This window comes from Campylobacter vicugnae, assembly GCF_002139875.1.
In the GTDB taxonomy this organism is placed as follows: Bacteria; Campylobacterota; Campylobacteria; order Campylobacterales; family Campylobacteraceae; genus Campylobacter; species Campylobacter vicugnae.
In genome coordinates, this window is sequence record NZ_CP018793.1 from 284,825 (window position 1) to 298,242 (window position 13,418).

The 13,418-nt window shown below is 32.8% G+C and carries 14 protein-coding genes and 1 tRNA gene; 12 read left to right on the forward strand and 3 right to left on the reverse strand.

Annotated elements, in window-relative coordinates; genetic code table 11:
• Positions 1-3 precede the first annotated feature (3 nt).
• The 7 genes from CVIC12175_RS01490 (at position 4) to mnmA (ending at position 6,223) form a co-directional block, all read left to right on the forward strand.
• The gene (locus CVIC12175_RS01490) at positions 4-1,152 is read left to right on the forward strand and encodes a sigma-54-dependent transcriptional regulator (protein ID WP_086256985.1); all 1,149 of its coding nucleotides are present in this window, start codon (positions 4-6) and stop codon (positions 1,150-1,152) included.
• A gap of 75 nt (positions 1,153-1,227) precedes the next feature.
• Entirely contained in the window at positions 1,228-2,262 is a 1,035-nt protein-coding gene (locus tag CVIC12175_RS01495) for an aspartate-semialdehyde dehydrogenase (RefSeq protein WP_086255789.1), read from the forward strand.
• On the forward strand, positions 2,255-2,782 hold the full coding sequence (locus tag CVIC12175_RS01500) for a YqhA family protein (RefSeq protein ID WP_086254236.1): 528 nt from the start codon (positions 2,255-2,257) through the stop codon (positions 2,780-2,782). Before CVIC12175_RS01495 ends, CVIC12175_RS01500 begins: the two co-directional genes overlap by 8 nt.
• 15 nt (positions 2,783-2,797) lie before the next feature.
• Positions 2,798-3,829: a uroporphyrinogen decarboxylase gene (gene hemE, locus CVIC12175_RS01505; protein WP_086255791.1), complete on the forward strand. Its 1,032-nt coding sequence runs from the start codon at positions 2,798-2,800 to the stop codon at positions 3,827-3,829.
• On the forward strand, positions 3,829-4,737 hold the full coding sequence (locus CVIC12175_RS01510) for a radical SAM protein (RefSeq protein WP_086302848.1): 909 nt from the start codon (positions 3,829-3,831) through the stop codon (positions 4,735-4,737). Before hemE ends, CVIC12175_RS01510 begins: the two co-directional genes overlap by 1 nt.
• 79 nt (positions 4,738-4,816) lie before the next feature.
• Positions 4,817-4,891: transfer RNA gene (locus tag CVIC12175_RS01515), tRNA-Asn, on the forward strand.
• 285 nt (positions 4,892-5,176) lie between these two features.
• Complete coding sequence (gene mnmA / locus CVIC12175_RS01520; RefSeq protein WP_257789274.1) at positions 5,177-6,223, forward strand: tRNA 2-thiouridine(34) synthase MnmA; 1,047 nt, start codon at positions 5,177-5,179, stop codon at positions 6,221-6,223.
• A 223-nt stretch (positions 6,224-6,446) separates the two neighbouring features.
• Here the strand turns inward: mnmA and CVIC12175_RS01525 are convergent, their stop codons facing one another.
• Genes CVIC12175_RS01525 through mqnF form a run of 3 tightly spaced genes read right to left on the reverse strand, consistent with a single transcriptional unit; the run spans position 6,447 to position 9,159 of the window.
• Positions 6,447-7,094 carry an MOSC domain-containing protein gene (locus tag CVIC12175_RS01525; RefSeq protein WP_086256982.1) on the reverse strand — a complete coding sequence of 216 codons (648 nt, stop codon included), beginning with the start codon at positions 7,092-7,094 and terminating at the stop codon, positions 6,447-6,449.
• Positions 7,082-7,951 carry a signal peptide peptidase SppA gene (sppA, locus tag CVIC12175_RS01530; RefSeq protein WP_086256981.1) on the reverse strand — a complete coding sequence of 290 codons (870 nt, stop codon included), beginning with the start codon at positions 7,949-7,951 and terminating at the stop codon, positions 7,082-7,084. The genes CVIC12175_RS01525 and sppA overlap by 13 nt, the downstream gene beginning before the upstream one ends.
• On the reverse strand, positions 7,939-9,159 hold the full coding sequence (gene mqnF / locus CVIC12175_RS01535; protein WP_086315811.1) for an aminofutalosine deaminase family hydrolase: 1,221 nt from the start codon (positions 9,157-9,159) through the stop codon (positions 7,939-7,941). The genes sppA and mqnF overlap by 13 nt, the downstream gene beginning before the upstream one ends.
• An 89-nt stretch (positions 9,160-9,248) precedes the next feature.
• Here mqnF and aroQ point away from each other — a divergent pair, with 89 nt between their 5' ends.
• The 5 genes from aroQ to CVIC12175_RS01560 are packed head-to-tail and all read left to right on the forward strand — an operon-like array spanning position 9,249 to position 13,413.
• On the forward strand, positions 9,249-9,716 hold the full coding sequence (gene aroQ / locus CVIC12175_RS01540) for a type II 3-dehydroquinate dehydratase (protein ID WP_086256979.1): 468 nt from the start codon (positions 9,249-9,251) through the stop codon (positions 9,714-9,716).
• Positions 9,709-10,722, forward strand: coding sequence for a M24 family metallopeptidase (locus tag CVIC12175_RS01545; RefSeq protein WP_086302846.1), 1,014 nt, complete (start codon positions 9,709-9,711; stop codon positions 10,720-10,722). The genes aroQ and CVIC12175_RS01545 overlap by 8 nt, the downstream gene beginning before the upstream one ends.
• Complete coding sequence (gene folK, locus CVIC12175_RS01550; protein ID WP_086254229.1) at positions 10,722-11,207, forward strand: 2-amino-4-hydroxy-6-hydroxymethyldihydropteridine diphosphokinase; 486 nt, start codon at positions 10,722-10,724, stop codon at positions 11,205-11,207. The genes CVIC12175_RS01545 and folK overlap by 1 nt, the downstream gene beginning before the upstream one ends.
• Positions 11,207-12,550, forward strand: coding sequence for a flagellar biosynthesis protein FlhF (gene flhF / locus CVIC12175_RS01555; protein WP_086256977.1), 1,344 nt, complete (start codon positions 11,207-11,209; stop codon positions 12,548-12,550). The genes folK and flhF overlap by 1 nt, the downstream gene beginning before the upstream one ends.
• Positions 12,550-13,413 carry a P-loop NTPase gene (locus CVIC12175_RS01560; RefSeq protein WP_086256976.1) on the forward strand — a complete coding sequence of 288 codons (864 nt, stop codon included), beginning with the start codon at positions 12,550-12,552 and terminating at the stop codon, positions 13,411-13,413. Before flhF ends, CVIC12175_RS01560 begins: the two co-directional genes overlap by 1 nt.
• Positions 13,414-13,418 lie beyond the last annotated feature (5 nt).

Consider the following 13,418-nt stretch of genomic DNA (forward strand, 5'->3'; position numbering starts at 1 on the left):
ATCATGAATGTTGTAATTGTAGAAGATGATATAAATATGCGTAAATCCCTTGAGATTGCTTTAGGTGATTATGAGGAGTTTAGTGTCAAATCTTATAAGAGTGCTACTGAAGCACTTAAGAAATTAAGTAGCGATACAGATGTAATAGTAACTGATATAAATATGCCTGGAATGGATGGATTAGAGTTTATCAAAGAGCTTGATGGCAAATACGATGTAATTATTATGACAGGAAATGCTACATTAAATAGGGCTATTGAGAGTGTTCGTCTAGGAGTGAAGGATTTTTTAACCAAGCCATTTGATATTGATACTTTGGCTACGGCGATTAAACGAACTAGCGTAATAACTCAAAAAACTAAAACTAAAAAACCAGATACCACCACAGAGATAAAAAGTAGTAATTTTTTAGCCGCTTCTGCAAATTTAGACAAAACTCTAAATATTGCTAAAAAGGCAGCCCAAACCGATGTAAGTGTGATGATAATGGGAGAGAGTGGCGTAGGTAAAGAGCTTTTTAGCAGATATATCCATGAAAACTCAAAGCGAAAAGATTCAGCATTAATGGCTATTAATATGGCTGCAATACCTGAAAATCTACTCGAGAGCGAGTTATATGGATATGAAAAGGGTGCTTTTACTGACGCTACAACGACTAAAAAAGGACTTTTTGAACTAGCAAATGGTGGAACTCTATTTTTAGATGAGATTGGAGAGATGCCACTAAATTTACAACCTAAGCTTTTGCGTGCGATTCAAGAGCGTGAAATCGTGCGTGTAGGAGCTAGCAAACCAATTAAAATAGATGTAAGAATCGTAAGCGCAACCAATGCAAATTTAGAACAAAAAGTTGCAAATGGTGAGTTTAGAGAGGATCTATTTTATCGTTTAAATACTGTTCCGCTTAAAATCCCACCACTTAGAGAACGCAAAGATGAGATTGTAGATATTGCAAATGCTACACTAAAGCGAGTTTGTGTTGAGTATGAATTAGGTCAAAAAGAGTTTAGTCAAGAGGCTATTGATGAGCTTTTAAGTTATGATTATCCAGGTAATATTAGGGAGCTTATTAGTATTGTTGAGCGTGCTGCTATACTAAGTGAAGGTAGTAGTATTAGTAAAGAGGATCTATTTATCTACGCTAAAAAGTAATTTAAATTCGAATTTGACTTATATTAAGCTAAATTTAGATAAAATATTGACCTAAATTTAAATCTAAGGCGTAGTATGAGAAAGTATAGTATAGCAGTAGTTGGAGCTACTGGAGCTGTGGGCGAAGAGATTTTTCGTGTTTTAGAAGAGATGGATTTTCCAGTTAGTGATGTGTTGCCGCTTGCAAGTGCAAAGAGTGTTGGGAAAGAGATTGAATTTAAAGGCAAAAATTATCCAATTGTAGAGCTTACTGATACTGTATTTGACGAGCATGAAGTAGATATTGCATTTTTTAGTGCTGGTGGTAGCATATCGGCTCATTTTGCACCATTTGCAGCAGCAAGCGGAGCAATAGTCATAGATAATACTAGCCATTTTAGAATGGATCCAGAAGTGCCATTAGTAGTGCCTGAGTGCAATCCAGGAGACATTGCTCAATGGCAAAATAAAGGCATAATAGCAAATCCAAACTGCTCTACAATCCAAATGGTGCAAGTGTTAAAACCTCTTGATGATGCTTTTGGTATCCAAAGAGTAGATGTAAGCACATATCAAGCTACAAGTGGTGCTGGTAAAAAAGGAATGGAAGAGTTGGTTATACAGATGCAAAAATTCTTTGAATTTAAGCTTGATGAGTGTGAGCCAAGTGCATTTAAACACCAAATAGCACTAAATGTAATTCCGCATATTGATGTGTTCTTAGATAATGATTACACAAAAGAAGAGATGAAAATGGTTAAAGAGACCCAAAAAATCCTTCACAAAGATATACAAGTGAGTGCAACTTGTGTTCGTGTGCCAGTTCTTAGAAGTCATAGCGAGAGCATAACTATTAAATTTAAAACTCCAATTGATGCACAAAAAGCAACTCAAATTCTAAAAAATGCTCCAAGCGTTGTAGTTCAAGATAGTCCAAAAGATAATCTTTATCCAATGCCAATTCACGCAAGTGATACAAATGAGACATATGTAGGCAGAATCAGAAAAGATAATTATGATGATAGCATACTACATTTATGGTGTGTGGCTGATCAGATTAGAGTTGGTGCAGCGACAAATGCGGTTAGAATCGCACAAAAATGGATAGAGATGCAAGAGCAGAATGGATAATATTAAAAACAAGATAGAAAAGCTATTTGAAGGGCTTTTGTGGAAGTCTAGAATGGTAACCTTGCTTCCAGTGATCTTTGGATTGCTAGGAGCTTTTGTGATGTTTATTGTTGCTAGTTATGATATTGTTAAGGTAATAGTTTATGCATGGAATTACCTAATTTTAGGCGACCATAGTATAGATCTGCATAGTGATGGCGTAGCTCTTATTATTGGGGCTATAGATCTGTATTTGATGGCATTAGTATTTTTTATCTTTAGTTTTGGAATTTATGAGCTTTTTATTAGTGAGATTGATACAATTAAGAGTTCTAGACAGGCTAGAGTGCTTGAAGTGCATAGTTTAGACCAGCTAAAAGATAAGATAGGTAAAGTCATTGTGATGGTTTTAGTGGTTAATTTCTTTCAGCGTGTTTTGCATGCTAAATTTACTACACCTCTTGAGATGGTCTATCTAGCGTTATCTATTTTGGCTCTTTGTTTGGGTTTATACTTTTTGCATAAGAGTTCACATCATTAGGATTAAAGGATATTTATGATTTTTATAGATGCATGTTTAGGCAAAAAAACTCCTTATACTCCAGTTTGGATGATGCGTCAAGCTGGTAGATATCTACCTGAGTATATGAGAGTTAGAGCTGAGGCTGGGGATTTTTTATCACTTTGTAAGGATTATGAAAAAGCTAGTGAGGTTACACTTCAACCAGTTGATATTTTAGGCGTAGATGCAGCAATTTTATTTAGCGATATATTAGTAGTACCTATGGAGATGGGTATGGATCTTAAATTTGTAAAAGGTGAAGGTCCAGTATTTCCTAAGCCAATTGCTACAATGGAGGACTTAGATAGACTAAGTAGCGATAAAGCAGTTAAAAATCTAAGCTATGTCTATGATACAATTAAATTAACTAGAGATAAGCTAGCTAAAGATAAAGCCTTAATAGGATTTTGTGGTGCTCCATGGACGATTGCTACATATATGATAGAAGGTGGAAGTACAAAAACATATAATATCTGTAAAAAGATGGTATATGATAATCCTCAATTCCTTCATGCTATTCTTCGCAAGGTAACAAATGCTCTTAAATTATATCTAGCTGAGCAGATAAAATCTGGAGTAAATGCTGTTCAGATTTTTGATAGTTGGGCTGGAGCATTAGAAAAAAGTGCTTATATGGAATTTGGATTTAGCTATATTAATGAGATTGTTGATTATCTGAAAGCAAACTTCCCAGATACTCCTATAATAGTATTCCCTAAAGGAATTAGCGGATTTTTAGATGATATTAGTGGTAATTTTGATGTATTTGGTGTGGATTGGAGTACCCCGCTTGCTAATGCTAAAAAATCTTTAGGTGCTAAATATATTTTACAAGGCAATATGGAGCCTACAAGATTGTATAACAAAGATGCGATTGATGAGGGCGTAGATGAAATTCTATCTATAATGGGCGGAAAAAGGCATATATTTAATCTTGGTCATGGTATTTTGCCAGATATTCCAGTTGAACACGCTAAATATTTTATCAAATCTGTCCAAGAAAAATCTGCAAAATATGCAAAATAATGGCATATAAATTTATATTTGGTCCAGTGAGTAGCCGCCGCTTTGGCAGCTCTCTTGGAATAGATTTAAGCCCAGATCAAAAAAGCTGTAATTTTGATTGCTTATATTGTGAGTTAAAAAAAGCCAAAACTCTTAGAGCTATAAAAAATGAGCCAAATTCCAAAGTTATAATAAATGAGCTTAAAAATGCTCTTAATGAGTTTAAAGATATCGATGTTATAACTCTTACAGCTAATGGTGAGCCAAGTTTATATAGTGATTTATTAAATTTAATTACTCAGATAAATACTCTTAAAACTACGCAAAAATCACTAATTCTTAGCAATGGTAGCGCTGTTTTAAATCCCAATGCTATTGAGGCTCTTTTAAATCTTGATATTGTGAAGTTTAGTCTTGATAGTGCAATTCAAAAGACATTTCGCAAAATTGATAGAAGTATTGATAATATAGATGTAGATAAATTAGTAGAGCTTATGTCGCAATTTAGATCTAAATTTAAAGGCGAGCTTATTATGGAGATTTTGGTTGTAGCTGGATATAATGATAGCGATGATGAGTTTATAGCTTTAAATAGAGCTTTTAAAAAGATTTTACCTAATAGAATAGATATCAGCACTATAGATCGCCCACCAGCTCATAATGTTAGAGGCGTTAGTAGTGAAACATTGCACTATTTAGCAACTTTTATAGATGCTGCACCAGTTAGCATAGCTTCTAGAACCCCTTTAAAATCTAAATTTGATTATAGTAAAGATGAGCTTGAAAAGCTTTTAAAGCTTCGTCCGCAAAGTTTATATGATATAGAAAATAACTTTACTACAAATGCAAAGATAAATTTAGAAACGCTAATAAATGAAGATAAGGTTATAGAATGTGACTTAGCTGGGATGAAATTTTATAGAATTTGAAAAAAATTTCTAATTTAAGCTAAATTTAATTGACAAATAGCTAATTATTGGCTATAATTCCAACTCATTTATACGATATTCCGGATTAGCTCAGCGGTAGAGTAGTCGGCTGTTAACCGATTGGTCGCTGGTTCGAATCCAGCATCCGGAGCCACTTTTTTAAATCACCTTTTTTATAATCTTAAGTATTTTTCCAACTTTATTTTTTTAATTCTTTTACAGATAATATTATGGTTATTTGATTCTAAATTTTTCTTTTTAAACTTAAGAAATAAAAATTACCCAATATATTGCTATCTTAAATTTTATTTTATTGTAAATTGTTTGCATTGTAAAAGTAATCTATAAAATCAAATATTATTTTAATAATATACTATATCAATATATTATAAATATTTTTCTCTAGCTTGTTTTATTATATTTAGAATTATTTTGTATAATTAATAAAAATAGCGATAAAAGGATAATTATGAAAGTATTAATGGCATTGAGCGGTGGAGTAGATAGCTCAATGAGTGCCAAATATTTACAAGATCAAGGTTATAGTGTAGTAGGTTGCTATATGATGTTGCACGGAAGAGAAGAGTATCACAAAAAAAATATAGAAAATGTTAATAAAGTTTGTGAATTTCTAGGTATTCAATCACATGTGCTAGATCTTCAAGATGTATTTAAAAAAGAAGTTTATGATCTATTTGTAAATTCATATAAACAAGGAATTACTCCAAATCCATGCGCTCATTGTAATCGCTTAATTAAATTTGGGGCGCTTTGGGAGTTTGCTAAGAGCTTAGGATGTCAAAAGATTGCTACTGGTCATTATGCTAGAATAGAAGATGGCTTGATCAAATCAGCTATAGATGATACTAAGGATCAAAGCTATTTTTTAGCTAATCTTGATCCGCAAATATTGCCTCATATTATCTTTCCGCTTGGAGATAAACTCAAGGTAGATATAAAGGCTCAAGCTGCACAAATACCACAAATCGCATCTTTAGCCTCACAAAAAGAAAGTAGTGAAATTTGCTTTGTTGATACGACTTATATTGATGTTTTAAAAAGACATTATAATACCAATCTTCCAGGCATAGTACGCAATGCAAAAGGCGATGCTATCGGCACTCATGAAGGTTATATGCATTATACTATTGGCAAACGAAAGGGCTTTAATATCAAAGGTGCTCATGATCCGCACTATGTTACTGCGATTAATGCTAAGGCAAATGAGATTATAGTGGGTAAAAAAGATGAATTAGAGTGTTATGGATTTAAAACTCGCAATTTTAATAATTTTACAGCTCAAAATGAATTTGAAGCATTTGTAAAGATACGATATAGATCAAAGCCAATTTTATGCACAGTATGCATATGCGATGGTGTTGCAAATGTAAAATTACAAAGCAACGCCGGAGCAGTTGCTAGTGGCCAATTAGCAGTGTTTTATGATGATAATCAAAGGGTTTTAGCAAGTGGATTTATAGCTTGATTTATATTAAATTTAATTGGTAATTTAGGCTATTAGCTCTTAATTATTATAAGCCTTTTTAGTGTTAATTTATCTATGTTAGCCTTTAAATTTGGATTTCAAAAGCCTTAGAATTTGCTACTTTACTGCTATTTTATTAAGGCTTTTATAATGTGATTATCGCAGTTACTTGCTTTTAACTGCGATATACTAAAGAGTTATTACAAGCTATTATTTGATAAGATTAAAGTTGATACATATATGAATTATCATAAATACCTTTTATTCTAGCATTTATGCTCTCTTTCCACTCATCTCTTATATTTAAAGTTTGAAGCTTTGGAATCAAATGCAGATTTTGCTTTGGAGCAAAAAATAGCATATTTAGCTCCATTACACTTAGCTGGTTTTCATCGGTTTTAACTACTTCTATTATATCTTTGCAGTTTATTTGGCCAGGTTCTAAAACCTCATAATACCACCCACTAAGTCCATTTTCAAATATAAATTTAGTCATACCTTCAGCTATTATTTTGCTTAATTTTGCACACGGTTTTCTAGGTTCGCTAACTCTTAAAAGTGTAGATCCTACACGGTGAATATCGCCTATACATACGCTATTTTCATCAAGACCAGATATGCTTAAGTTCTCTCCCATTTGTCCTAGCTCTAATTTTTTAGACGCAAATTTGCTAAAGGCTAAATAGTTACTTACTGCATTGGCAAAAAGTGCTTTATATTTGCCTCCGTGATGAATAGTATCGCTAAGCTTATCTCCCTTAATTCCATTAAAATCACAAAATCCACTATCTATAGCACTTTTGTGCATAGCGCTACTAAATTTGCCATAGTTTTTTATAGCACCGATGTTTAAAGATTCTACCACTGCCATAAAATACTCTTTTGATTTAGTGTAGAGATTAATAAATTTATGCTCTGTTTTGATATATTATTTATAAATTTTTGTACTGCTGGAGTCTCATACCAGATAGAAACAGCAACATTGCTTAGATTTTCTAGCTCTTTTTTAGCTTCGTGATAGCTCATAATCCCATCAATTAGCCCTAGTTCTAAGGCCTTATTTGCTAAAAATACCCTTGCATTTGCCCACTCTTGGCTGCTATTTAGATCTAGATTTCTAGCCTTAGCAACATCGGTGATAAATAGATTGTAGCTATCATTTACTAAGGATTGAAGGGCAGCTTTTTCATCGCTATTCCAGCTACGAGTAAAGGTGCCAGCCTCTTTAAACTCTCCAGCTTTGACTACTTGGGCTGTGATTCCAAGCTTTTTAGATAGCTCTTCTAAATTTGGCGTTTGAATAATTACGCCAATAGATCCAATAAAACTAGCACGATTAGCATAAATTTTATCAGCATTAATTGCTGCATAGTAACTTCCACTTGCCATAGTGCCACTAGCGTAAGCTATTACTGGTTTATGGCTTTTAAGAGAAGTTATAGCATCACTAATAGCCACACTAGAGCTCATATCTCCGCCTGGACTATTGATGTTGATTAATACACCTTTAATAGATGGATCTTTGGCTAGTTCTATTTGAGCTAACATCTCTGTATCATCGATTATTGCTCCATTTAGATTAATCTCCATTAGATTAGCTCCAGATTTATCAGAGCTATTTGCTACAATAATTAAAAGTATCAATATAAAAATCATACTTTTAAAATACTCATTTATAAATTTAAAAATCCCTTTAATAGGGGCGAATATACTTTTTAATAGTTGCATTTTTCTCCTTTGATATATAGGGCTTTAGCCTCTTTGGTGTGAAGTATTAATTCTATACAGAGCTGATCTATATCGCTTACATCAAAACCATTAAAAATAGCTATATCAGCGATATTGCCAGCTTTTAACTCGCCTAAATTTAAATTTAGCGCTTTGGCTGGATTGGTAGTTACTGATTTTATAGCAAATTTAGCAAATTTAGTTAAATTTATATCGCTATGAGTCATCATAGCAGCCCTTAGCTCATCCCATATATTTAGGCTAATATTAGAACTTAGACCATCAGTAGCTAAGGATACATTTATATTATTATCAAGAGCGTTTGATAGATCAAATTTAGCACTTAATAAGCGGTTTGAAACAGGGCAACTAGCTATTGAATGAAGATTTTTATCTAGTAGATGTAAGTAGTTTTTAGCAAAAACAGAGTGAATAAATAGAGTTCTAACATCTTTAAAGAGTTCTATAAATGAACTAGGAGTGTAAAAAGGTTTGGCATTTTTATTAAACTCTTTAAAAAACTCGCTAAAACCACTATCACTGCTCTCTAGCCATCTTTTTTCATCTAGGCTCTCCATAAAGTGTGTAGCTATCATCATATCATTTTCTTTGGCTAAATTTATAGCTTTTTTGGCTAGTTCTATGTGAGTAGAGTATGGAGAATGCACGCTAATAGCTGGGATAAATAGATCGCTTTTTAGTTCATTTGAGGTTTTAAAGCGTTGTAAAAATCCATTCCATTGCTGCTCTATCATTGCTATGTTTGATCCTAAGATTTCATTAAAATACACCGTTCTAATAGGCGAATTAATACAATGTAAAGCACTCAAACCAAAGCTTGAAATCTCGCCAATAGTGCTTACTCCAGCCTTTAATTGTGTAGATATTGCTTGTTTGATAGTGTTATCTTTATTACTATTTGCAAGGGTTTGCCCATTTGCTATAATGCTTTTTAACCAGCTTACAAAATCGCCATAATCAAGATTGGTTTTATTAGCACTATATTCAAGATGAATATGTGAGTTAATAAGTGCTGGCATAGCAATATCATTGCTAAAATCAATTACTTTAGCATCTTTATACTCATTGATAAGTTCATCAAATTTGGCTATTTTTTCAATTTTATCACTAAAGGCTATGGCAGAGTTTTGCAACACTTCAAAGCTTTCATTGCATAAAATTATAAATTTGGCTTTTAATATTTTCATAATTTTTCCTTAAAAAGCATACATTATAGCCAAAATTTAGCCAATATTTTGTAAAATAATTGTTATGCAATTTTTTATCGGAGAAAAATATGAAAATAATGGTAATCCAAGGACCAAATATTAATATGCTTGGAAAGAGAGAGCGTAAAGTTTATGGCGTGATGACAATGGATGATATTCATGAACAGATGAAGGCTGTAGCTGAACAAGCTGGGGTTGGAATTGAGTTTTTTCAAAGTAATTTTGAGGGTGAAATCGTAGATAAAATTCAAGAATGCCTAGGAGAATTTGATGGTATTATCATCAATCCAGCGGCCTATACTCATACATCAATTGCTATTAGAGATGCGTTATCATCTGTAAATTTACCAGCTATTGAGGTGCATATTAGCAATATTTATCAAAGAGAAGAGTTCCGTCATAAAAGTTTAATAGCGCCAGTTTGTGCTGGACATATTGCTGGATTTGGGCCGATTGGCTATCATTTAGCAATGATTGGAATGCTTCAAATATTTGAACAAATCAAACGCATGGAAGCAGATTCTAAAGATGCATAACTATATCTTAAAAGATGAAAATGCTGTATATTTTGAGTGTGGTTATAGCTGTGATAATGAGATATTTATAAAATTTGGTGATAAGAGATTTTTTATCACCGATTCTAGATATGCCATTGAAGCTAGAGCCAGAATTGAAAATAGCGAGGTAATTGAATCAAAAGATATAATAAAAAGCGCTAGAGTTTTACTAAGAAGTCTTGGAGTGCGTGATATGGTTTTTAATCCAAGTGATTTTAGCCATTTTGAATTTGCAAATTTAAGTCGTGATTTACATCTAAACTTCAAGCCTAAAAATGAATTCTCAAAGCTAAAACGCCAGGTAAAAAGTAGCTTAGAGATTGAGATTTTGCGTCATGCTGCACAGCTAGGGGCTAGTAAATTTGATGAGCTATCAAAGATTATAAAAGAAGGTATGAGTGAAAAATTGATAAATTTTAATGCTGAGAATATATTAAGAGATAGTGGAAATTTAGCTCTTAGTTTTGATCCTATTACTGCGATAAATACAAATGCAGCAAAGGCTCATGCTCTACCTCTTGATGAGCGTATAAAAAATGGTGATTTATTATTAGTAGATGCTGGGGTAAAATATCAAAGATACTGCTCAGATCGTACTAGAACGGTGGAGTTTGGGGATAAATTTGAGTTTAGCAAGGAGCAAAAATTTACAAACTCCAAACAAAATGAGATCTATCACATAGTAAAAGAGGCTCAAAGCCTAGCTATAAAAGCAGCCAAACCAGGTGTAAAAGCCTGTGATATAGATGCTGCAGCAAGAAATTTTATAGCTAAAAATGGATATGGTGATTGCTTTTTTCACTCTACTGGTCATGGAGTAGGGCTTGATATTCATGAATTTCCTATAATTAGCCCACGAAGTAGTACTATAATTGAGCCTGGAATGGTTTTTAGTATTGAACCTGGAATTTATATTGAGGGTGAGTTTGGCGTGCGTATAGAAGATGTTGTAGTTATAACTAATGATGGATGTGAAGTGCTTTGATGGAAAAAATATGCATAGATGGAGCTAAAATGCTACTTAGAAGTAGATATTTTCCTTGTGAATTTAAAACCTTTGCTTCGCATAAATATACTGCTATCATCGGTCTTGGAGGTAATATTGGTAATACTGCAAGAATATTTGATAGATTTTTAAATTTGATTTTAAAAGATAGGCGTTTTGCTATTATGCAAAGTTCGCCAATGCTAGTCAATAAAGCATTTGGCTATGCTAGCAGAGATTATATAAATGCAGTTATAATCCTTAAAACTTCCTTATATGCTAAGGAAATTTTAAGGATTATGCACTGTTTTGAAGCTAGATTTAAGCGTACAAGAGAGTTTAAAAACTCGCCTAGAACATTAGATTTAGATATATTATATTTTAGTGCTAAGAGTTATAATAATAATATTTTGACCCTACCTCATCCAGGGGCTAGTAGCAGACCAAGCGTATTTATCCCGCTAGGTCTTATGAAAGGAGTATAATGGCTACAGTTTTAAAGACTTTTACAGGAGAGAGTGCAATAGAAGCACTTAAAAAAGCCAAAGAGGAGTGTGGTGAGAGCGCAATGCTAGTAACCACTAAGCAAATTCAGCCAAAAACTCTAAACAAAAAGCCTCTATATGAGATTTTAGTAAGCGTAGAAGAAAAAGCACCCTCACAAACTGCTGCACAAAAAAACAAACAAGCCCAAATAACTCAAATTCAAAAACAGATTGAAGCATATACATTAGGTTCAACCCAAAGCCCACGACCAGCATCAAAGATTGATAACCCATATACAAATAATAACTCAAATATAGAACAAGAAAATAGCGATATACTACTAAATATTTCCCAAGCTGCAAAAGAGATTAGTAAGGTAGCTGGAGTAAGCAACGAACTAAATGAGTATAAATCTGCAGAGTATGATAAAAAAATTGATGAAGTAGCCAAAGAGGTAAATAAACTCAATCAAAAAATCTCCATGATAGCTGATATGATTTGGGATGATAAGTCTCAAAATCGTGATGATATTATTATTCCACCAGAGTTTTCTACTATATATAAATTAGCCAAACAAAGTGGTATGAAAAGTGAACATCTAAAAGGTATAATGCAAGCTACAATTGAAAATATGCCATCATCTATGAAAAGCAATCCATCTACTGTAAAACGCTATTTTTACTCACTATTACGCAATATGCTACCTTGTAGAAGTGAGAGCTTTGAGAGTAAAAAACAAAGAATTATGATGCTTGTAGGTCCAACTGGAGTTGGTAAAACTACAACACTTTCAAAATTAGCTTATAAATTTGCTCATGGTGATGAGGTTAGATACAAAACTGGAATTATAACTCTTGATACATATAGACTTGGAGCCGTTGAACAATTATTTCAATATGCTAAGATAATGAATATACCAATACTTGATGCAATTGAACCTGATGATTTTCGCTCTGCTATTAAGAGCTTATCAAACTGCGATTTGATTTTAGTTGATACTATGGGAAGCAGTCAATATGATAGAGAAAAGTTATCTCGTCTTCATGCATTTTTAAAAGAGTGCGGAAGTAAGGTTGATGTAAGTTTAGTTGTATCGGCTGGTTCAAAAATTGATGATTTACTAGAAATTTATAATAATTTTGCAACTTTAGATATTGATACATTGATAATTACCAAATTTGATGAAACAAAGATATTTGGTAATATTTTTTCGCTGATTTATGAGACTGGCGTGCCGGTAAGCTTTTTTTCTACTGGACAAAATGTCCCTGATGATATTATGGAGGCTAAAAGCGAATTTTTAGTAAGTTGTGTTTTAGATGGATTTAAAGGAGATGAGTGATGGATCAAGCAGATAAATTAAGAGAGTTAATGATAGCTCAAAAGATTAAAAAATCAACCCACTTCATCGCAATCACCAGCGGCAAAGGCGGAGTAGGTAAATCTACAATAAGTGCAAATTTAGCCAATCTTTTAGCATCTAGTGGATATAAAGTTGTATTATTTGATGCTGATATAGGTCTTGCTAATTTAGATGTTTTATTAAATGTTAAAATTACCAAAAATATGCTAGATGTATTAAAAGGCGAGTGTCCACTTGAAGATATATTGATTAAAGTTAAGCCAAATTTAACTCTAATACCAGGCGAGAGTGGAGATGAAATTTTTAAATTTAATGATCAATTTTTATATGAGAAATTTTTAAATCAAGCCTCAGTTTTAAAAAATGTAGATTTTGTTATTATCGATACTGGTGCTGGGATCGGATCTAGTACGCAGGTATTTTTAGAAGCGTGTGATGAGATAATTGTAGTTACAGTGCCAGACCCAGCAGCTATCACTGATGCATATGCTACTATTAAAGTGATATCTAAGATGAAAAGTGATGTCTTTATGCTTATTAATCAAACTAGAAATTCAGATGAGGCACAAAAGATATTCCAAACAATTAAAACCGTAGCTGATAAAAATATTACTCATAGATTAAATTTAAGTCTTTTAGGTTGGGTTCCAAGCGATAAAGTAGTATCAAAAAGTATTAAACAAAGAAGTCTATTTAGCAGTGATGCTCCTCACTCTATTGCGACAATACAGCTCAAAAGGGCCGCAAATACTCTTCTTGAAAAATTGGAACGAAAAGTGCTTGATACTAGTGAAGATAGAAGTTTTGCTGGCTTTTTCAAGCGTTTAGTAGAGCAGTTTTAAAGGAA

What these genes read in the sequence shown, in the direction of transcription:
- CVIC12175_RS01560 (WP_086256976.1), top strand. Translation starts at nt 12,550, where the DNA reads ATGGATCAAGCAGATAAATTAAGAGAGTTAATGATAGCTCAAAAGATT.
- CVIC12175_RS01545 (WP_086302846.1), top strand. Translation starts at nt 9,709, where the DNA reads ATGCATAACTATATCTTAAAAGATGAAAATGCTGTATATTTTGAGTGT.
- CVIC12175_RS01525 (WP_086256982.1), bottom strand. Translation starts at nt 7,094, where the DNA reads ATGGCAGTGGTAGAATCTTTAAACATCGGTGCTATAAAAAACTATGGC.
- sppA (WP_086256981.1), bottom strand. Translation starts at nt 7,951, where the DNA reads ATGCAACTATTAAAAAGTATATTCGCCCCTATTAAAGGGATTTTTAAA.
- hemE (WP_086255791.1), top strand. Translation starts at nt 2,798, where the DNA reads ATGATTTTTATAGATGCATGTTTAGGCAAAAAAACTCCTTATACTCCA.
- CVIC12175_RS01490 (WP_086256985.1), top strand. Translation starts at nt 4, where the DNA reads ATGAATGTTGTAATTGTAGAAGATGATATAAATATGCGTAAATCCCTT.
- mqnF (WP_086315811.1), bottom strand. Translation starts at nt 9,159, where the DNA reads ATGAAAATATTAAAAGCCAAATTTATAATTTTATGCAATGAAAGCTTT.
- aroQ (WP_086256979.1), top strand. Translation starts at nt 9,249, where the DNA reads ATGAAAATAATGGTAATCCAAGGACCAAATATTAATATGCTTGGAAAG.
- flhF (WP_086256977.1), top strand. Translation starts at nt 11,207, where the DNA reads ATGGCTACAGTTTTAAAGACTTTTACAGGAGAGAGTGCAATAGAAGCA.
- CVIC12175_RS01510 (WP_086302848.1), top strand. Translation starts at nt 3,829, where the DNA reads ATGGCATATAAATTTATATTTGGTCCAGTGAGTAGCCGCCGCTTTGGC.
- CVIC12175_RS01500 (WP_086254236.1), top strand. Translation starts at nt 2,255, where the DNA reads ATGGATAATATTAAAAACAAGATAGAAAAGCTATTTGAAGGGCTTTTG.
- CVIC12175_RS01495 (WP_086255789.1), top strand. Translation starts at nt 1,228, where the DNA reads ATGAGAAAGTATAGTATAGCAGTAGTTGGAGCTACTGGAGCTGTGGGC.
- folK (WP_086254229.1), top strand. Translation starts at nt 10,722, where the DNA reads ATGGAAAAAATATGCATAGATGGAGCTAAAATGCTACTTAGAAGTAGA.